The organism is Pseudomonas sp. FBCC-B35, assembly GCF_059133755.1.
Genome location: NZ_CP101439.1, coordinates 3,786,946 through 3,806,760, shown reverse-complemented (window position 1 = coordinate 3,806,760; position 19,815 = coordinate 3,786,946). Strand labels below are relative to the sequence as shown.

Below are 19,815 nucleotides of genomic sequence, written 5' to 3'. Positions count from 1 at the left end.
GGCTCATGGCGTGCGTCTTTGTTTCGAGGTTATCCAACCACGGGTGCGGCCCAGGCGACGCACCTGATCTTGCTCGCCCTCTGACACGAGTTACCAATGCCTGAATCCAGAATGCCCAAAACCCCAGCAGTGGATCATGACAGCGATCCGTTGCTCATCGACGCCGAGGCGGACGACGAGCAGGTGCAGAGCCAGCCGCCGGTCAGGCACAAACCCTGGCTGCTGTTGCTCGGCCTGATACTGGTGGCCTTGAACCTGCGCCCTGCGTTGTCGAGCATGGCGCCGGTGCTGGGGCAGGTCTCTGACGGGCTGGGGCTCAGCGCAGCGCAGGCAGGCCTGCTGACGACATTGCCGGTGCTGTGCCTGGGCCTGTTCGCGCCGCTCGCGCCCATGCTGGCGCGCCGCCTGGGCAGCGAACGGGTGGTGCTGGGCATTCTGGGGACCTTGGCGGTGGGCATCGTCCTGCGCAGTGTCCTGGGCACGACGGGTCTGTTTCTGGGCAGCCTGCTGGCCGGTGCCAGTATCGGCATCATCGGTGTACTGCTACCGGGTATCGTCAAGCGCGACTTTCCACAGCATGCCGGCACGCTGACCGGCGTCTATACCATGGCGCTGTGCCTGGGGGCGGCGATGGCGGCGGGGGCGACCGTGCCGCTGGCGCACGCCTTGGGCGACAACTGGGCCCCGGCACTGGGGTTCTGGATGCTACCAGCCGTGCTGGCCATGCTGGTATGGCTGCCACAGGCGCGCAACGGTCATGGCGTGCACAAGGTCGCCTATCGCGTGCGTGGCCTTTGGCGTGATCCGCTGGCATGGCAGGTCACCCTGTACATGGGCCTGCAGTCCTCGCTCGCCTACATTGTCTTCGGCTGGCTGCCCTCTATCCTGATTGGCCGCGGCCTTAGCCCAACCCAGGCGGGCCTGGTGCTGTCGGGGTCGGTGATCATGCAACTGTTCAGCTCGCTTGCGGCACCCTGGTTGGCCACCCGTGGACGTGATCAGCGCCTGGCGATCGTGGTGGTCATGCTGGTGACCCTTTGCGGACTGTTCGGCTGCCTTTACGCACCCTTGTCGGGGCTGTGGGGCTGGGCAGTGCTGCTGGGCCTGGGCCAGGGTGGCACGTTTGCCCTGGCACTGACCTTGATCGTGCTGCGCTCAAGGGATGCGCATGTGGCGGCAAACCTCTCCAGCATGGCTCAGGGCGTTGGCTATACGCTGGCGTCGATGGGTCCGTTCGCCGTGGGCCTGGTGCATGACCTGACCGGAGGCTGGAGTGCTTTGGGTTGGGTGTTTGCGGTGCTCGGTGCAGGGGCCATTGTGTTTGGCCTGGGGGCAGGGCGCGCGTTGCATGTGCAGGTCACCAGCGAGAAGGTCTGATGGTTTCACGGTGGTACTGGCGTAACCCCGCGACGCGGATTATCGTGCGGTTTTAACCTAAGGGAAGGCCCTTTGATGAGCGATGCCAACCGCGAGTTGATAACCCGTTTCTACCAGGCCTTCCAGCGGCTTGATGCCCAGGCCATGGTCGCCTGTTACAGCGATGACGTGGTGTTCAGTGATCCGGTCTTCGGCACGCTGCGTGGCAGGGACGCCGGCGACATGTGGCGAATGCTGACCCGGCGCGCCAAGGATTTCTCCCTGCGCTACGACAACGTGTGTGCCGATGAGCGCGGTGGTTCGGCGCAATGGACTGCCACTTACGTCTTCGCCCAGACCGGACGAGACGTGGTCAACACCATCCAGGCACGCTTCGAGATCCGCGATGGGCTGATACACCGGCATCAAGACGACTTCGACCTGTGGGCCTGGTCCCGCCAGGCCCTGGGTGCGCCAGGGCTACTGCTGGGCTGGACACCTTGGCTACAGGCCAAAGTACGCCACCAGGCATTCAAGGGCTTGCGGGCGTACCAGCACGCTCAAGGGGCGGCAACGGCCTGATCACGGTCGTGATAGGTGAACGTGGCACGCTCGCCGGCCTGCCAGGGTAGCCGTACCTTGATGACGGGTATGAAGCCGCCATGGGTGCGGTGCCAGTCCTTCTGATCTGCCTGGGCCTGCTCCAGGGCACCGGACTCCCCGTCGATGTAAAAGAATGACTGGATGGGCAGCTCGCCCGCGCGGGCTTCATCCCAAGCGCCGATGACTATCTCGTTCCAGACAAAGGGCAGTTCGTCAGCAAACAACCGTTGCGTGCGCAGGGTCTGGTGGAAGGCTTCCGCGCGTTCCGGTATGCGCGCCCGGCGTATGTCGAAGGCGCATTGACGCTTGTAGTCGCCGGTCAGCCTGAAGCGTGCGATCCAGTCTTCGGCCGTGTGCACGCCTTGCTCATGGCAAGCCGTTTCACGTTCGGGTGTCTGTCGATTGTCGCCGCACCCGCGGTTGTCACGTTCCCAGGTGTCGCCGTCGGTGGGCCATGCGCAGAGCATTTCATAGCGCAGGGATCCAGCGGGTCGCTGTATCAGCGGATACAAGGTGAAGCCACTGCGACCATCGGCGGCCAGGCCAGTGGTCGGCAAGTCACTGCGCAGGTAGGAAAACGAAACACCACCTTTGTCCTTGCTGTTCTGGCTATGATGCCAGGTGTGATAGTACGGAGATGGAACCGTGGACCTCAGCAAGACGCCGGAGCAGGCATGGGCCGGCACGGCATTGCCCTCGCACTGGGTGGGGGTGGCGTTATAGTTTTCCTGCATGCGGGCGGCGGTCTGGGCGCCAATCGAAGCCTGTGCGCTGGCAGTTGCAGCGAGTACCGCAGTGGCCAGCAGTGAACGAATCTGCAAATGGAGCATGATGAGCCCTCGTCGAGTGGGCTCATGAAGTTAATGATGGATACAACCGTTGTGGTGAGTGAAAGAGTACCGGATCAGGTAATCAAACCATGGTATGTGTACCTGGTCAGGGCGGCCAATGGCGCGCTCTACTGTGGCATCAGCGATGACCCGCGGCGGCGCTTCGAGGCGCACCGCAAAGGCCAGGGGGCACGCTTTTTCAAAAGCAGCCCAGCCCAGGCCCTGGTCTACATGGAGCGGTGGCCAGACAAAAGCGAAGCCTTGCGCCAGGAAAGGCTGGTCAAGCGCCTGCGCAAGTCGGCGAAAGAGGCACTGGTGTCCTCCTACAACGCCGAACCTGCATGCCGTGCGGTCAGTCTTTGCGACGCTTGAGCTGATCCACGAGCGTCGTGGGCAAACCTTTGATGATCAAGGTGCCAGCAGCTTCGTCGTACTCCACCTTGTCGCCCAGCAGGTGCGCCTCGAAACTGATCGACAGCCCTTCGGCACGGCCGGTGAAGCGACGGAACTGGTTGAGGGTGCGCTTATCGGCAGGAATCTCCGGTGACAACCCGTAGTCCTTGTTGCGGATATGGTCGTAAAACGCCTTGGGCCGATCCTCATCGATCAGGCTGGACAGTTCTTCAAGCGTCACCGGTTCGCCCAACTTGGTCTGCGTGGTGGCGTAGTCCACCAGCGTCTGGGTCTTTTCGCGGGCAGAGGCCTCAGGCAGGTCCTCGCTTTCCACGAAGTCACTGAACGCCTTGAGCAGCGTGCGCGTCTCGCCCGGCCCGTCCACACCTTCCTGGCAACCGATGAAGTCACGGAAGTAATCCGAGACTTTCTTGCCGTTCTTGCCTTTGATGAACGAGATGTACTGCTTGGAGTTCTGGTTGTTCTTCCATTCCGAAAGATTGATGCGTGCTGCCAGGTGCAACTGACCCAGGTCCAGGTGCCGCGAAGGCATGACATCGAGCTCGGCGTTCACGGCAACGCCTTCGCTGTGGTGCAGCAATGCGATGGCCAGGTATTCGGTCATGCCTTGCTGGTAATGCGCGAGCAGAACGTGCCCGCCGGTGGACAGATTGGACTCTTCCATCAGCTTTTGCAGATGCTCCACAGCCTGCCGGCTGAAGGCGGTGAAATCCTGCTCCTGCTCTAGGTACTGTTTCAGCCAGCCACTGAGCGGATAAGCGCCGGACTCGCTGTGGAAGAACCCCCAAGCCTTGCCTTGTTTGGCGTTGTAGCTGTCATTGAGGTCGGCTAGCAGGTTCTCGATGGCGTCCGAGGCCGCCAGCTCGGCGTCACGTGCGTGCAATACGGCAGGGCTGCCATCGGGCTTTTTGTCGATCAGGTGAACGATGCAATGTCGGATTGGCATGGGGAGTCTCGGACAGGTACAAAAGCACTGAAGTTTACCTCAGACGCTGGGTGATTCAGTGGGCGGATCGAAGCAGAATCGCAGGTTGGCGGTTTTTTACTCAAATCTGCGGTCTTTTCATCATCAAGGCCTGAAAACCTGCATTAAATCAGGGGTGGCAGCGGATATTTATCCGCTGCTGTGGTAGTTTTGCGCCGTCTTGCGCCCCTGTTGTGGCGCATTGCTGCAGTACGCGCTCGGCGTGTCGAACCAAACGCTGATTTGCGTATCTACATACCCAATTGGCGCGGCCCTCCAATCTCGTCGGGGCTGGCCCGATAACGTCGTCGTTCGCTGCATAACCATCGAATTTGATAGGGAAGGAACACCACCATGGCATTGACCAAAGACCAACTGATTGCCGACATCGCCGAATCGATCGCAGCGCCTAAAGCCACCGCCAAGAACGCTCTGGAGCAACTGGGCCAGATCGTTGCCGACCAACTGGAAAACGGCGCTGAAATCACCCTGCCAGGCATCGGCAAGCTGAAAGTCTCCGAGCGTCCTGCCCGTACCGGCCGCAACCCTTCGACTGGCGCTGCCATCGAAATCGCTGCCAAGAAAGTCGTCAAGTTCGTACCGGCCAAAGTGCTGACCGACGCCATCAACAAGTAATTGTCGATGCAGTGACCTGACCGCGCCCGGGTTACCCGAGCGCGGTTTTTTCATGCCTGTGAAATGGGCTTGGCGCGCCATGCCTGGCGCGCAGCATCGTCATGGAAGCTCCAGGCGAGCATGCGGCTTTGTTTCTGTCCTTGGCCCATTTCAACAACGCGCACAGCCGCGGCCCCCGCCTTTTTCAAGGCTGCCTCCAGTGCCGGCAGGTTACTGGCCTTCGACACCAGGCTGGTGAACCACAGTGTCTGGCTGGCGTATTGCGCGCTCTCGTTGATCAGTTGGGTGACGAAGCGGATTTCACCGCCTTCGCACCACAGTTCGTTGTTCTGGCCACCGAAGTTCAACACGGGCAGCTTGCGCTTGGGGTCCTGTTTGCCCAGGTTCTTCCATTTGCGCTGGCTGCCACGGGTGGCTTCCTCGCGTGAGGCATGGAAGGGCGGGTTGCACAGGGTCAGGTCGAAGCGCTCGTCGTCCTTGAGCAGGCCGCTGAGGATATGCGCAGGGTTGCTCTGCTGGCGCAGGTTGATGACCTTGTCCAAGCCATTGGCCTGAATGATCGCCTTGGCCGACGCCAATGCTACCGGATCGATGTCCGAGCCCAGAAAGCGCCAGCGGTAATCGCTATGGCCCAGCAGCGGGTAGATGCAGTTGGCACCCACGCCGATGTCGAGCACGCGCACCTGAGCGCCTTTGAGGAGCTGGCCTGCGTTATCGGCAGCCAACAGATCGGCGGCCACATGAAGGTAGTCGGCGCGACCTGGAATCGGCGGGCACAGGTAGTTGGCGGGGATGTCCCAATGCTGGATCCCGTACTGGGCCTTGAGCAGGGCACGGTTGAACACTCGCACCGCTTCGGGGTTGGCGAAATCGATGCTGGGTTTGCCATGGGGGTTGGTGAGGGTGAAGCGCGCCAGATCAGGGTGTGCCTTGATCAGGCTGGGAAAATCGTAGCGCCCTTGATGGCGGTTACGCGGGTGCAGGGTGGGTTTGCTCTGGGTCATGCTCGGGTCCGGTGTTGCAGGTGCTGGCCCCCAGACCGTTGGACGGCCCGGTCGCGGCCGGCCCGGTTGCCCCGGGGCTGGCCGCGAACGAGGGCTGAGCCCTCGTCAGTCAGCACTGCACGGTCAGGTTACAGCGCTGCAATCCGCGCATGCTGCTCGGTGAAGTTCGCCAACGCCTGCTCGGACTCGGCCAGCTTGGCGCGCTCCTTCTCGATGACGGCAGGCGGTGCCTTGTCGACGAACGCGGCGTTGGACAGCTTGCCGCCCACGCGCGCCACTTCGCCTTGCAGGCGCTGGATTTCCTTGTTCAGGCGAGCCAGTTCGGCATTTTTGTCGATCAGCCCGGCCATCGGTACCAGCACCTGAAGGTCACCCACCAGCGCCGTGGCGGACAATGGCGCCTCGTCGTTGTCGCCCAGCACGGTGAACGATTCGACCTTGGCCAATTTCTTGAGCAAGGCTTCGTTTTCCTGCAGGCGGCGCTGGTCGTCGGCGCTGGCGTTCTTCAGGAACAGCGGCAGGGGTTTGCCAGGGCCGATGTTCATTTCAGCGCGAATGTTGCGCAAGCCGACCATCAGCTCCTTGAGCCACTCGATGTCGCCTTCGGCGGCCACGTCGATGCGGGCGTCATTGGCCTGAGGCCAGGGCTGCAGCATGATGGTCTTGCCTTCGACGCCGGCCAACGGTGCAATGCGCTGCCAGATTTCCTCGGTGATGAACGGCATGAACGGGTGGGCCAGGCGCAGTGCCACCTCCAGCACGCGAACCAGGGTGCGGCGCGTGCCACGGGCGCGTTCCACAGGGGCCTGCTCATCCCACAACACTGGCTTGGAAAGCTCAAGGTACCAGTCGCAGTACTGGTTCCAGATGAATTCGTACAGCGCCTGGCTGGCCAGGTCGAAGCGGAACTGTTCGAGCTGACGGGTCACTTCAGCTTCGGTGCGCTGCAGCTGCGAGATGATCCAGCGGTCGGCCAGCGACAGCTCGTAGGCCTCGCCGTTCTGCCCACAGTCCTCACCCTTGTCCAGCACGTAGCGGGCGGCGTTCCAGATCTTGTTGCAGAAGTTGCGATAGCCTTCGACGCGGCCCATGTCGAACTTGATGTCGCGACCGGTCGAGGCCAAGGAGCAGAACGTGAAACGCAGGGCGTCGGTACCGTAGCTGGCGATACCCTCGGGGAACTCGGCCTTGGTCTGCTTGGCGATCTTCTCGGCCAGCTTGGGCTGCATCATGCCGCTGGTGCGTTTCTCCAGCAGGGCATCGAGGGTGATGCCGTCGACGATGTCCAGTGGGTCCAGCACGTTGCCCTTGGACTTGGACATCTTCTGGCCCTGGCCGTCACGCACCAGGCCGTGCACGTACACGGTCTTGAACGGAACCTGGGGCGTGCCGTCCTCGTTCTTGATCAGGTGCATGGTCAACATGATCATGCGCGCAACCCAGAAGAAGATGATGTCGAAGCCGGTGACCAGCACATCGGTGGAGTGGAATTTCTTGAGGAACTCCGTTTGCTCCGGCCAGCCCAGGGTTGAGAAGGTCCACAGGCCCGAGCTGAACCAGGTGTCGAGCACGTCGTCATCCTGGCGCAGGTTCACGTCCGCGCCGAGGCCGTGCTTGCTGCGCACTTCCTCCTCGTTGCGCCCGACATAGACCCGGCCCGCCTCGTCGTACCAGGCCGGGATGCGATGGCCCCACCACAGCTGCCGGCTGATGCACCAATCCTGAATGTCGCGCATCCAGGAGAAGTACATGTTCTCGTACTGCTTGGGCACGAACTGGATACGGCCATCCTCGACCGCAGCGATGGCAGGCTCGGCCAGCGGCTTGGTGGAAACGTACCACTGGTCGGTCAGCCACGGTTCGATGATGGTGCCCGAGCGGTCGCCCTTGGGCACTTTCAAGGCATGGTCGTCGATGCCGACCAGCAGGCCCTGAGCCTCCAGGTCGGCAACGATCTGCTTACGTGCAACGAAGCGATCGAGGCCGGCGTACTGGGACGGCAGGGCGGTGTCTACCTGGTCATTGAGCGAACCATCGAGGTTGAATGCCTGGGCTGCTGGCAGCACCACGGCATTCTTGTCGAAAATGTTCAGCAGCGGCAGGTTATGACGCTTGCCGACTTCATAGTCGTTGAAGTCGTGGGCCGGGGTGATCTTGACGCAACCGGTGCCGAACTCAGGGTCGCAGTAGTCATCGGCAACGATAGGGATGCGACGGCCAACCAGCGGCAACTCGACGAACTTGCCGATCAGGGCCTGGTAGCGTTCGTCGGTGGGGTTGACCGCGACGGCAGCGTCACCCAGCAGGGTTTCCGGACGCGTGGTGGCGACCACGAGGTAATCCAGCCCCTCGGCGGAGGTGGCACCGTCGGCCAGCGGGTAGCGCAGGTTCCACAGGTGACCTTTCTCGTCGTGGCTCTCGACTTCCAGATCGGAAATGGCGGTGTGCAGCTTGGTATCCCAGTTGACCAGGCGCTTGCCCCGGTAGATCAGGCCGTCTTCATGCAGGCGCACGAACGCTTCCTTGACCGCTTCGGACAGGCCATCGTCCATGGTGAAGCGCTCGCGGCTCCAGTCCACGGAGGAGCCGAGCCGACGAATCTGCCGGCTGATGTTGCCGCCCGACTGGTCTTTCCACTCCCAGATTTTTTCCAGGAACTGTTCGCGGCCCAGGTCATGACGGTTCAGGCCCTTGGCTTCAAGCTGGCGCTCGACCAGCATCTGCGTGGCGATGCCCGCGTGGTCGGTACCAGGCTGCCAGAGGGTGTCGCGACCCTGCATGCGGCGGAAGCGGATCAGGGCATCCATGATCGCGTTGTTGAAACCATGGCCCATGTGCAGGCTGCCGGTCACGTTCGGCGGCGGAATCATGATGGTGTAGGACTCGCCTGCACCTTGTGGGGCGAAATAGTTTTCGGCTTCCCAGGTGTTGTACCAGGAAGTTTCGATGGCGTGCGGCTGGTAGGTCTTATCCATGCGCGGCGGGACCCTGTGCATTTATTCGGGAAAGCCGGGAAGTATAACCAAGCCGGAGGGCGCAGGCGACAAGCGGCTGCTGGGCGGGTTTGCCCGGTGCGGGGAAAGACAGCCGCGTGACGGCAAGCGTCCTGCGCCGCAGCAGAACGTTACAGCTTCGCCAGAAGGAGCAGTAGCTTGCAGGCGGGTGAAGAGCAGGTGCCCGGTAGCCCCTTCACTCCGAACGCTTGATCAACCGCTCGATGCGCGCATCGAGGCGACGCTTGATCTCGTTTTCGATGTGCGGGGTAAAGTCGTTGATCACATCCTGCATGATCATCTGCGCTGCAGCGCGCAGTTCGCTTTCAAGGTGCAGCAGGGTGTCCTGGCGACGTGCCTGCGGGTCGTCCTGGGCGGTGTCGCTGGCAGCCGGATCGGCAGCGGCGTCAACGCGTGCAGGCACCTGCTCCACCGTGTCGGTGAGCAAAGGCGGTTGCAGGTCGGCATCGCCAAGCAATTGGCGAATCGACTCAAGATCGTCGAGCAGGTGGGTAGAGCCGGGCAGGGGAGCGTGCTTGTCCATCGTCATCAAAATCGCTGTAAGCGGTGGTCTTGCAGAGCATAGCCTTGTTCACGGTAGAAACGGAATCGCTCACGCGCCGATTGGCGGATCGCTGCCTCTTCAACCACGATCTCGGCAACCCGCTCGAACTGGCTGACAAAGCCGGGAACATCGGCGCCCAGGTTGATCAACAAGTCCTGGTGCCCCTGGGCGTGATCACCGACGCCAAGCGCCACGCTCGCATCGGCGTGATCTTCGGCCATGTCATGGGGCACGAAGGCTTCGCCCCTGAATGCCCATAAACGCGTGTCCAAAGCGGCACGCTGATCCTCATCCTGGCAGTGCAGGTAGACGCGATGGCCGAGCCGCCAGGCTTTGTCGCACAGCTTGCAGGCGAAATCCAGGCGCGCCTCCAGCGAATCGGTAGGCAGTATGTAGAAGTCGACTTTGCTCATGTGGGTTCCGTCAGCCGGCAATGCCCGAGGCACTGCCGGCGGTTGCCGTCAGGCGCCAGCGCGGTCCAGCAGGTACTGGGTCAGCAAGGGCACCGGGCGACCGGAGGCACCCTTGTCCTTGCCGCCGCTGATCCAGGCGGTACCGGCGATATCCAGGTGCGCCCAGTCATAGGCCTTGGCGAATCGCGACAGGAAGCAACCGGCGGTGATGGTGCCGGCTTTCGGGCCGCCGATGTTGCCCATGTCGGCGAACGGGCTGTCCAGTTGTTCCTGGTATTCGTCGAACAGCGGCAATTGCCAGGCGCGGTCATCGGCACGCTTGCCCGCCTCGAGCAGTTGGCTGACCAGCGCGTCGTTGTTGCCCATCAGACCGCTGGTGTGGCTGCCCAGGGCGACGATGCAGGCGCCGGTAAGCGTGGCGATATCGATCACCGCCTGGGGTTTGAAGCGCTCGGCGTAGGTGAGGGTATCGCACAGTACCAGGCGACCTTCGGCGTCGGTGTTGAGAATCTCAACGGTCTGGCCGCTCATGGTGGTCACGATGTCACCGGGGCGAGTGGCGCCGCCGCTGGGCATGTTCTCGGCACAGGCGAGCAAGCACACCAGATTGATGGGCAGCTGCAGTTCCAGCACCGCACGCAGGGTGCCGAACACGCTGGCTGCGCCGCACATGTCGTATTTCATCTCGTCCATGCCGGCACCGGGCTTTAGGCTGATGCCGCCAGTGTCGAAGGTGATGCCCTTGCCCACCAGCACGAAAGGCTTGTCGCCTTTCTTGGCGCCTTGGTAGTTGAGCACGATCAGGCGCGGAGGTTGATCGCTGCCCTGGCCGACGGCGTAGAACGCGCCCATGCCCAGGTCCTTGATCTTCTTCTCGTCCAGCACGTCGACTTTCAGGCCTTTGTGCGCCTTGCCCAGCTCCTTGGCCTGCTCGGCCAGGTAGCTTGGATGGCACAGGTTGGGCGGCAGGTTGCCCAGGTCACGGGTATAGGCCATGCCAGTGGCGATGGCATTGGCGTGGCGCACGGCGCGCTCCACGTCGGCCTGGCCGAGCTTGGTGGTGAGCAGGGTGACTTTTTTCAGCGCACGAGGCTCGGCTTTCTGGCTTTTGAAACGATCGAACACGTACTCGCCGTCGAGCAGGGTTTCGGCCAGCAGGCGATATTTGCCATAGCCTGCATCGCGGTTGCTCAGCGCAATGTCATCGAGTGCCAGAACGGCGTCGGCACCGTTGAGGCCCTTGAGCACGCCGGCAACGCTGGCCACCAGCTTGCGCCAGGTGCGATCACCCAGTGCCTCGTCCTTGCCGCTACCCACCAGCAGCACACGCTCGGCCTTCAGGCCTGCAACGGCGTGCAGCAGCAGCGTCTGGCCAGGCTTGCCCACCAGGTCGCCACGCTTGAGCGCCGCACTGATGGCGCCCTCGCTTGCCAGGTCCACGGCCTGGGCCACGGTGCCCAAGGCACGTTTTTCACCGACTGGGATGACCAGCGTTGCGGTCTTGAGCGATGCAGCGGCTACGCTTTTTACAACCAGTTCCATCTCAGGGTCCCCGAATGATCGATACGTGTGGCGCCGTGCTGGCCGGCGCTTGGAACGCGACTGGCTGCGCAGTGGCAGGCCAGTGGAAAAGCTGCCAGTTTGAGCCTGCGGCCGGCGTGCTGACAACCCCGGCGTGCTGTGCGATGCGCGGCCAAGTGACAGGCGCGGTCAATCACAGGATAATGCGCGCACTTTATATGGAGGTTCGCCTTGGGCGAACCAGCATTGGCCTTGGATGTACTAAGTCATCGTCTGGTGCCATCGATTGGCAGTCCGTGCTGACAACCCAGGAGTGTCTGGTTTGATCGTCTTTCGTTATCTTTCCCGCGAGGTCCTGGTGACCTTGAGCGCCGTCAGCGCCGTGCTGCTGGTGATCATCATGAGCGGGCGCTTCATCAAATACCTGGCCCAGGCTGCACAGGGGGTGCTCGACCCTGGCGTACTGTTCCTGATCATGGGGTTCCGCCTGCCGGGCTTCCTGCAACTGATCCTGCCGCTGGGGTTGTTCCTGGGTATTCTGCTGGCCTATGGCCGGCTGTACCTGGAAAGCGAAATGACCGTGCTGTCGGCCACCGGCATGAGCCAGCAGCGCTTGCTGGCCATGACCATGGCGCCTGCAGCGCTGGTGGCCCTGCTGGTGGCCTGGCTGAGCCTGAGCCTTGCACCCCTGGGCGTGGCCCAGGTGCAGAAGATCATCAGCCAGCAGGATGCCCTGACCGAATTCGACACCCTGGTGCCGGGCCGCTTCCAGACCCTGCGCGATGGTTCGCGGGTGACCTACACCGAGCAGCTTTCAGATGACCGGGTAAACCTGGGCGGCGTGTTCATCTCCGAAAAACGCTTCAACCAGGACAAGACCAAGGACCGCGCCCCGTCGGTGCTGGTGGCCGAGCGCGGGCACCAGGAAATCCAGGCCGATGGCAACCGTTATCTGGTGCTCGAAAACGGCTACCGCTACGACGGCAACCCAGGCCAGGCCGACTACCGCGCCATCAAGTACGACACCTATGGCGTGTTGTTGCCCAAGCCTGAAGTCAGCGAGGAGGTCACCGAGCGGGAGGCCATTCCCACTACCCAACTATTCGGCGCTACGGACCTGCGTGAACGCGCCGAGTTGCAATGGCGTCTGTCACTGCCGATCCTGGTGTTCATCGTGACCCTGCTCGCCGTGCCGCTGTCACGGGCCAATCCTCGGCAGGGGCGTTTCCTCAAGCTGCTGCCAGCCATCCTCCTGTACATGGCGTACCTGACAATGCTGATTTCCGTGCGCGGTGCACTCGAGAAGGGCAAGCTGCCCATCGCCCTTGGCATGTGGTGGGTGCATGGGCTGTTCCTGCTCATCGGCCTGGGCCTGATGTACTGGGAACCTCTTCGCCTCAAGCGCGCAGCCCGTCGTGCGGAGGTGGCCCGTGGCTAAGCTCGATCGTTATATCGGCCAAAGCGTGCTGGTGGCTATTCTGGCTGTCCTGGGCATCATCCTGGGGCTGGCCTCGCTGTTCGCCTTCATCGACGAAATGGGCGACCTGAGCGATACCTACACGGTGCTCGAAGCAGGCAAGTACGTGCTGCTCACCGCACCGCGGCGCCTGTACGACATGCTGCCGATGGCCGCGCTCATCGGCTGCCTGATCGGCCTGGGTACGCTGGCCAGCAGCAGCGAGCTGACCATCATGCGCGCTGCTGGGGTGTCGATCGGTCGCATCGTCTGGGCGGTGATGAAACCAATGCTGGTGCTGATGCTGGTTGGCCTCCTGATCGGCGAGTACGTGGCACCGGTTACCGAAAACAAAGCCCAGGCCGATCGCTCCCTCGCCCAGGGTGGCGGTGAAGCGCAAAGCTCCAAGCGCGGCATGTGGCACCGGCAGGGCGAGGAGTTCGTGCACATCAACTCCGTGCAGCCCAACGGCCTTCTGCTGGGTGTGACCCGCTACCGGTTCGACGACCAGCGCAAGATCATCAGCTCCAGCTTCGCGCGCCGGGCGCGTTACGAAAACGATCACTGGCTGCTGACCGATGTGCGCACCACGCTGTTCCATGGTGACCGTACCGAAGTCGTGCAAAACCCTGAAGAACAGTGGGATGTGTCGGTCACGCCGCAGTTGCTCAACACGGTGGTGCTGGCGCCTGAATCGCTGTCGATCACCGGCCTGTGGGACTACATCCACTACCTGTCCGACCAAGGGTTGAACAATGCCCGCTACTGGCTGGCGTTCTGGACCAAGGTCCTGCAACCGGCCATCACGGCAGCCCTGGTACTCATGGCCATTTCGTTCATCTTCGGCCCGCTGCGCTCGGTGACGCTTGGTCAGCGTGTCTTCACCGGCGTGCTGGTGGGCTTCGTGTTCCGTATCGCTCAGGACCTGCTGGGTCCATCCAGCCAGGTGTTCGGCTTCCCGCCGTTGCTTGCGGTGGTGCTGCCAGCCGGCATCTGTGCCGTGGCAGGCTTGTGGTTGTTGCGCCGCGCTGGATAAGCCTGCTGCGCAGCCCCATGGCTGCGTGCTTGACCCTGGGGGCCGCTATTGCGGCCCCTTGTGTTTCATGGCCGCTGCCGCTTGAGTAGAGCGCTCATTTCTTCGGCTTGGGGACTCGAACCAGTTGGCTCTCGGAGTAGATGTCATGCCAGCTGCGTTTGCGCTTGTCGATCAGGGCCCAGAAAAAACCCAGTCCCAGGCACAGCCACGAGGCAATGGAAACGACGAACCGCAACAGTGCCTGCCAGAGCGTGATGGGCGAGCCATCGGCGTTCTGCACACGCACGCCCCAGACCTGCATGCCCAGCGTCTGCCCGCCATGGGTCCAGAACTTGGCGAAGAAACCGAACAGCACGAACAGCAGCACCGTGGACAGCAAAGGGTCGCCGTCGAGCGCGCCTGCTTCGGTAAGTTCGCGCATACGCTGTTGGCCGATGATCGCCATCTGGACCATCTTGTAGAGGCCCGCAGTGACGATCAGCAGGGCCGTACACAGTAAAAAGTCATAGAACACCGCGGCCAGGCGCCTGCCCAGGCCGACCGGAGGGAAATCACCTTGGGGAAGCAGCACAGGCTTGGACATGCAGAACAGCTCCATCATGCAAAGGCGCCATTCTACGGGCAAAAAAAAGCCCCTGCACTGAGCAGGGGCTTTTTGGAAGGTGACAAGGCTTATTCAGCAACCTGTACCTTGTCAGCTTGCATACCTTTTTGGCCTTGAACGGCTTCGAAAGTGACCTTCTGGCCTTCTTTCAGGCTTTTGAAGCCGTTGCCTTCGATGGCGCGGAAGTGCACGAACAGATCAGCACCGCTTTCTGGGGTGATGAAGCCGTAGCCTTTTTCGTCATTGAACCACTTGACGATACCGTTCTGACGGGTAGACATAATCTTATTTCCTATGAAACTTAGGTTTGGATGACAGTTTCTTTCGCTTTCAAACAAGCAAAAGAGTACTGGGCTGGGTTGCAGGAAAGTAAGAGACGTCGAACGGGTTGTAGCAGATTGCGGCTACTGGCCCAGGTCACGAACTGTTGCGACCCATGCAAACACAGTGCGTTGACTCTACGCCAACTGCCGAGCGAAAAACAAGCCTTCCAGCGGGTGGAAAGTGACTGTTTTACAACCAGCGGCCAAACCGCCGAACAGTGCATGGTGCCTGGCCTGGCGCCATGTTCGCAGTGGCGCGGGCAACGTTCGCAAACGAAGATGCCGAACGTTGCCACGCCGCTGATGAGTCTGCCTCAACCGCGATAGTAACGGGGCGCAACGAATGGGGTTTTACTGACTTTCAAGGCCACCTTCTTTCCACGCACGAGTGCATATAGAAGCGTGTCCAGTGCGGACTGTTCGGTGTCCACATAACCCATCGCCACAGGGGCACTGAGTGTGGGTCCAAAGCCGCCACTGCAGATGGTGCCAACCGAGGTGCCTTCTGCATCGACAATCTCGGCGCCTTCGCGTACAGGCGTGCGTTCCTGGGGCAGCAAACCGACCCGCTTGCGTTTCACACCCTCACGTTGCTGATCGAAGATGGCCTGTGCGCCCGGAAAGCCCCCAGCACGCGCACCATCGGCCCGGCGCGACTTGGACATTGCCCACAACAAGTTCGCCTGCACGGGTGAAGTGTCGGCGTTCATGTCATGGCCATACAGGCACAGGCCGGCTTCCAGACGCAACGAGTCACGGGCCCCCAGCCCGATCGGCTGGACCTCTGGCTGCTTGAGCAGCGCTCTGGCGAGCGTCTCGGCACCTGCCACCGGCACGGAGATTTCATAACCATCCTCCCCGGTGTAGCCCGACCGACTGACCCAGCACAGGTGGCCCAGCAACGTGACAGGTCGCACCTGCATGAACGTCATGTCCGCCACTTCATGCGCCAGACGCTGCAGGACCTTGGCCGCTGCCGGCCCTTGCAAGGCGAGCAGAGCACGTTGATCGAACAGTGGCTGGACCTCGCAACGTTGGCTGATATGCCGCTGCAAGTGCGCCAGGTCCTGATCCTTGCAGGCGGCGTTCACCACCAGCAGCAGCGTGTCGTCACCCAGGTTGGCGACCATCAGGTCGTCGAGGATGCCGCCGTGTTCGTTGGTGAACATGGCGTAGCGCTGCATGCCAACGGGCAGGTCGATGATATCGACCGGCACCAGCGTTTCCAGCGCCCTGGCAGCGTCGCTACCCTTGAGCAGTATCTGCCCCATGTGCGAGACGTCGAACAACCCGGCCTGTTCACGGGTGTGCAGGTGCTCTTTAAGCACACCCAGAGGGTACTGCACCGGCATGTCGTAGCCCGCGAAGGGCACCATGCGCGCGCCCAGTTCCAGGTGCAGGGCATGCAGTGGGGTTTTGAGCAGTGTTTCGGACATCGATGACTCCTTGCATGGGTTTTCGGTCAATGTCCGGGGACATTGACCGCCAGGCGAATGACACACTCACGATCCGGCGCTGTCAGGCGTCCTGGTAGCTTTCGATCGAGGGGCAGGCACAGACCAGGTTGCGGTCGCCGAAGACGTTGTCGACCCGGCTCACAGGCGGCCAGTACTTGCTTTCCACCAGGCCAGGCAGCGGGTAGACCGCTTGCTCGCGGGAGTAACCATGAGCCCATTCGCCCACCAGTTCCGCTGCGGTGTGCGGCGCGTTCTTGAGCGGGTTGTCATCCTTGTCCAGCGTGCCGTCCTCTACCGCGCGGATTTCCTCGCGGATCTGGATCATGGCCGCGCAGAACCTGTCCAGTTCTTCTCGGGATTCGCTTTCGGTCGGCTCAATCATCAGCGTGCCTGCCACCGGGAACGACATGGTCGGGGCATGGAAGCCGTAGTCGATCAACCGCTTGGCCACGTCGTCGACGCTGATGCCACTGCTGTCCTTGAGCGGGCGCAGGTCCAGGATGCATTCGTGGGCGACCAGGCCATTGCCGCCGGTGTACAGCACCGGGTAGTGCTCCTCCAGGCGGCGGGCGATGTAGTTGGCATTGAGGATGGCCATCTGCGAAGCCCGTTTGAGCCCTGCGCCGCCCATCATGCGAATGTACATCCAGGTGATCGGCAGGATGCTGGCGCTGCCGAAGGGTGCGGCGCATACCACGCCTTCGGCAGTGCCCAGGGCAGCATGGCCCGGGAGGAAGGGCGCCAGGTGCGATTTCACACCGATCGGCCCAACGCCCGGACCACCGCCGCCATGGGGAATGCAGAAGGTCTTGTGCAGGTTCAGGTGCGACACATCGCCCCCGAATTTGCCCGGTGCGCACAGACCGACCATGGCGTTCATGTTGGCACCGTCGATGTAAACCTGGCCGCCGTTGTCGTGGATGATGGCGCAAATCTCGCCTATCGCCTCCTCGAACACCCCGTGGGTGGACGGGTAGGTGATCATCAGCGCTGCCAGGCGTTCACGGTGCTCGATGGCCTTGGCACGCAGGTCGGCAACGTCGACGTTGCCGCGCGCGTCGCAGGCCGTGACCACCACCTGCATGCCGGCCATGTTGGCCGTTGCCGGGTTAGTGCCGTGGGCTGAAGAAGGGATCAGGCAGATGTCGCGATGCCCCTCGTTGCGGCTGCGGTGATAGGCGCGGATCGCCAGCAGGCCCGCGTACTCGCCCTGAGAACCGGCGTTAGGTTGCAGCGATACGGCATCGTAGCCCGTGGCTGCGCAGAGCATGGCCTCCAACTCCGACGTCAATTGCAGGTAGCCCTGGCTCTGCTGCGCCGGGGCGAAGGGGTGCAGGTTGCCGAATTCTGCCCAGGTGACCGGGATCATTTCACTGGCAGCGTTGAGTTTCATGGTGCACGAGCCCAGCGGGATCATGCTGCGGTCCAGGGCCAAGTCCTTGTCGGCCAGCTTGCGCAGGTAACGCATCAACTCCGTTTCGCTGTGATAGCGGTTGAACACGGGGTGTTCCAGGAACGTCGAGCGGCGCAACAAGGCCTCGGGCAGCAGCGTACCGCTGCTGGCGGCCAGCGCCTGGAAGTCAGGTTGCGTTTGACCATCGCCAAGCAGCTGCCACAGCGCCTGCACATCCGCCGGAGTGGTGGTTTCGTCCAGCGATACGCCCACATGGCCGGCATCGACCTGACGCAGGTTGATGCCTTGTGCACGGGCTTTTTCGTGCAGGCCGAGGGTGGCATCGCCAGTGGCCAGGGTCAGGGTGTCGAATGCCGTGTCGCCCACCACCGTCACAGCCATTGCACGCAAGCCCTGGGCCAGGATGGCGGTCAGGCTATGGGTACGTTGGGCAATGCGCGTGAGACCTTCAGGGCCGTGATAGACGGCGAACATGCTGGCAATGTTGGCAAGCAGCACCTGGGCGGTGCAGATGTTGCTGGTGGCCTTTTCGCGGCGAATGTGCTGCTCACGTGTCTGCATGGCCAAGCGCAGTGCCGTCTTGCCGAAGCGGTCTATCGACACGCCCACCAGGCGCCCTGGCATGTCGCGCTTGAAGGCATCGCGGGTAGCGAAGTAGGCCGCATGAGGCCCGCCGAAGCCCAGGGGCACGCCAAAGCGCTGGGCGCTGCCAATGGCCACATCGGCCTCGAACTCGCCAGGCGGGGTCAACAGGGTCAAGGCCAACAGGTCCGCCGCCACGGCCACCAGCGCATTGGCGTGGTGGAACCGTTGCACCACCTCCCGGTAATCGAAGATACCACCGGTGCTGGCGGGGTATTGCAGCAAGGCGCCGAAGAACGGGCTGGCATCGTCGAGCGTCTGCTCGTCGCCTATCACGACTTCGATGCCCAGAGGTTCAGCGCGGGTACGCAGTACATCGAGGGTCTGGGGGTGGCAATGCATTGAGGCAAAGAAGCGGTTGCTGGCCTTGTTCTTCGACAGGCGCTTGCAGAACGTCATGGCCTCGGCAGCGGCCGTTGCCTCATCGAGCAGCGACGCATTGGCGATCGGTAACCCTGTGAGGTCGCTGATCAGGGTCTGGAAATTGAGCAGAGCTTCCAGCCGGCCCTGGGAAATTTCTGGCTGGTAGGGCGTGTACGCGGTGTACCACGCCGGGTTCTCCAGCAGATTGCGCAGGATGGGCGCGGGCGTGTGGGTGTTGTAGTAACCCTGGCCTATGTAACTTTTGAACAGTTGGTTCTTGCCGGCGATGGCCTTCAGGGCGGCGAGCGCATCCGCTTCGCTGTGCCCATCGTCCGTGCCCAGCACGCTGGTGCCCTTGATGCTGGCGGGGATGACGGCGTCGGTCATGGCCTCCAGCGAGTCGAAGCCCAGGGTGGCGAGCATGGCCTGCTCGTCTTCGCTGCGTGGCCCGATGTGGCGGGCAATGAACTCATTGGCAGTGCCGAGGTTGATGGTCATGGCGTGATTCCTCAGGCGTCGTCGTTGGCGTTGAGCAGGCGGTCATAGGCCTCCTGGTCGAGCAGGGCGCTCACAGCGCTGGCGTCGGCAGGCTTGATGCGGAAGAACCAGCCTTCGCCCAGCGGGTCCTCGTTGACCAGCTCGGGGCGCTCTTCGAGTTGGGCGTTGACCTCGATCACCTCGCCGGACAGCGGCATGTACACCCCGCTAGCAGCCTTGACCGACTCTACGGTGGACGCTTCGCTGCCTTTGTCATAGTGCTGCAGCTCCGGCAGCTGCACGAACACCACATCCCCCAGTGCATGCTGGGCGTAGGCAGTGATACCTACGGTGACGCTGCCATCAGCTTCTACACGCAGCCATTCGTGGTCGTCGGTGAAACGCAACTCGCTCATGAAAAATCCTCGTGGACCGGGTGGCGCGATTAGGTTCGCGCTCTGGTGGGTTTTCAGTAAGCAATAACGTGGCCAACTAGCTCTGGGCCCTGTGGATGCAGGGAGGGAGTGCCAGCTCGCTGAAGATCGAGTAAGGCGGCGTAACGAAATCGATACGATAAAACGTTGGTTTTGCTACACGACGCCGTTAATCTCTCGCCCCACCTTGGAGTTGGAGGTGTAGCGATTCAGATACGGTGTATTAAATTCGATACGGCGACGCGTGTTCCACTGTTTTGAATAAGCAACCGTGCATCGGGGAATCAAACAAGGAATGGGAAATACCGTA

At 62.1% G+C, this 19,815-nt stretch carries 18 protein-coding genes; 6 read left to right on the top strand and 12 right to left on the bottom strand.

Going from position 1 to position 19,815, the window contains the following annotated elements; translation table 11 throughout:
• Positions 1-96: 96 nt before the first annotated feature.
• Complete coding sequence (locus NMB38_RS17305) at positions 97-1,377, top strand: CynX/NimT family MFS transporter (RefSeq protein WP_027913754.1); 1,281 nt, start codon at positions 97-99, stop codon at positions 1,375-1,377.
• Between the two features lie 75 nt (positions 1,378-1,452).
• Positions 1,453-1,938, top strand: coding sequence for a nuclear transport factor 2 family protein (locus NMB38_RS17300; protein ID WP_027913755.1), 486 nt, complete (start codon positions 1,453-1,455; stop codon positions 1,936-1,938).
• Here NMB38_RS17300 and NMB38_RS17295 read toward each other — a convergent pair.
• Entirely contained in the window at positions 1,917-2,789 is an 873-nt protein-coding gene (locus tag NMB38_RS17295) for a hypothetical protein (RefSeq protein ID WP_088523084.1), read from the bottom strand. The genes NMB38_RS17300 and NMB38_RS17295 overlap by 22 nt on opposite strands.
• A 54-nt stretch (positions 2,790-2,843) precedes the next feature.
• Between NMB38_RS17295 and NMB38_RS17290 the strand changes: the two genes are divergently transcribed.
• Positions 2,844-3,161, top strand: coding sequence for a GIY-YIG nuclease family protein (locus NMB38_RS17290; protein ID WP_027913757.1), 318 nt, complete (start codon positions 2,844-2,846; stop codon positions 3,159-3,161).
• Here NMB38_RS17290 and yejK read toward each other — a convergent pair.
• Positions 3,142-4,149, bottom strand: a complete 1,008-nt coding sequence (gene yejK, locus NMB38_RS17285) for a nucleoid-associated protein YejK (protein ID WP_128610216.1) — start codon at positions 4,147-4,149, stop codon at positions 3,142-3,144. The genes NMB38_RS17290 and yejK overlap by 20 nt on opposite strands.
• Positions 4,150-4,521: 372 nt before the next feature.
• Between yejK and NMB38_RS17280 the strand changes: the two genes are divergently transcribed.
• Entirely contained in the window at positions 4,522-4,803 is a 282-nt protein-coding gene (locus NMB38_RS17280) for an HU family DNA-binding protein (RefSeq protein WP_003255106.1), read from the top strand.
• 50 nt (positions 4,804-4,853) lie between these two features.
• On the opposite strand, the gene rlmF is transcribed toward NMB38_RS17280, so the two are convergent.
• The 5 genes from rlmF to NMB38_RS17255 form a co-directional block, all read right to left on the bottom strand.
• Positions 4,854-5,807 carry a 23S rRNA (adenine(1618)-N(6))-methyltransferase RlmF gene (gene rlmF, locus NMB38_RS17275; RefSeq protein ID WP_027913759.1) on the bottom strand — a complete coding sequence of 318 codons (954 nt, stop codon included), beginning with the start codon at positions 5,805-5,807 and terminating at the stop codon, positions 4,854-4,856.
• 128 nt (positions 5,808-5,935) lie between these two features.
• Positions 5,936-8,782 (bottom strand): valine--tRNA ligase, encoded by a 2,847-nt coding sequence (locus tag NMB38_RS17270; RefSeq protein ID WP_132578321.1) that lies wholly within the window; start codon positions 8,780-8,782, stop codon positions 5,936-5,938.
• A gap of 214 nt (positions 8,783-8,996) precedes the next feature.
• Positions 8,997-9,344: a hypothetical protein gene (locus NMB38_RS17265; protein ID WP_027913760.1), complete on the bottom strand. Its 348-nt coding sequence runs from the start codon at positions 9,342-9,344 to the stop codon at positions 8,997-8,999.
• 5 nt (positions 9,345-9,349) lie between these two features.
• On the bottom strand, positions 9,350-9,778 hold the full coding sequence (locus tag NMB38_RS17260; RefSeq protein WP_088523082.1) for a DNA polymerase III subunit chi: 429 nt from the start codon (positions 9,776-9,778) through the stop codon (positions 9,350-9,352).
• A 48-nt stretch (positions 9,779-9,826) separates the two neighbouring features.
• Positions 9,827-11,320, bottom strand: a complete 1,494-nt coding sequence (locus NMB38_RS17255; protein WP_028687060.1) for a leucyl aminopeptidase — start codon at positions 11,318-11,320, stop codon at positions 9,827-9,829.
• A 301-nt stretch (positions 11,321-11,621) separates the two neighbouring features.
• Between NMB38_RS17255 and lptF the strand changes: the two genes are divergently transcribed.
• Positions 11,622-12,737 carry an LPS export ABC transporter permease LptF gene (gene lptF, locus NMB38_RS17250; protein ID WP_023533424.1) on the top strand — a complete coding sequence of 372 codons (1,116 nt, stop codon included), beginning with the start codon at positions 11,622-11,624 and terminating at the stop codon, positions 12,735-12,737.
• On the top strand, positions 12,730-13,791 hold the full coding sequence (lptG, locus tag NMB38_RS17245) for an LPS export ABC transporter permease LptG (RefSeq protein WP_023533306.1): 1,062 nt from the start codon (positions 12,730-12,732) through the stop codon (positions 13,789-13,791). The genes lptF and lptG overlap by 8 nt, the downstream gene beginning before the upstream one ends.
• 94 nt (positions 13,792-13,885) lie before the next feature.
• On the opposite strand, the gene NMB38_RS17240 is transcribed toward lptG, so the two are convergent.
• The 5 genes from NMB38_RS17240 to gcvH form a co-directional block, all read right to left on the bottom strand.
• Positions 13,886-14,374: an RDD family protein gene (locus tag NMB38_RS17240; protein ID WP_028687061.1), complete on the bottom strand. Its 489-nt coding sequence runs from the start codon at positions 14,372-14,374 to the stop codon at positions 13,886-13,888.
• An 89-nt stretch (positions 14,375-14,463) separates the two neighbouring features.
• Complete coding sequence (locus tag NMB38_RS17235) at positions 14,464-14,676, bottom strand: cold-shock protein (RefSeq protein ID WP_027913764.1); 213 nt, start codon at positions 14,674-14,676, stop codon at positions 14,464-14,466.
• 356 nt (positions 14,677-15,032) lie between these two features.
• The gene (gene gcvT, locus NMB38_RS17230) at positions 15,033-16,154 is read right to left on the bottom strand and encodes a glycine cleavage system aminomethyltransferase GcvT (protein WP_027913765.1); all 1,122 of its coding nucleotides are present in this window, start codon (positions 16,152-16,154) and stop codon (positions 15,033-15,035) included.
• An 82-nt stretch (positions 16,155-16,236) separates the two neighbouring features.
• The gene (gene gcvP / locus NMB38_RS17225; RefSeq protein WP_027913766.1) at positions 16,237-19,092 is read right to left on the bottom strand and encodes an aminomethyl-transferring glycine dehydrogenase; all 2,856 of its coding nucleotides are present in this window, start codon (positions 19,090-19,092) and stop codon (positions 16,237-16,239) included.
• Between the two features lie 11 nt (positions 19,093-19,103).
• Positions 19,104-19,487: a glycine cleavage system protein GcvH gene (gene gcvH / locus NMB38_RS17220; protein WP_027913767.1), complete on the bottom strand. Its 384-nt coding sequence runs from the start codon at positions 19,485-19,487 to the stop codon at positions 19,104-19,106.
• Between the last annotated feature and the right edge of the window lie 328 nt (positions 19,488-19,815).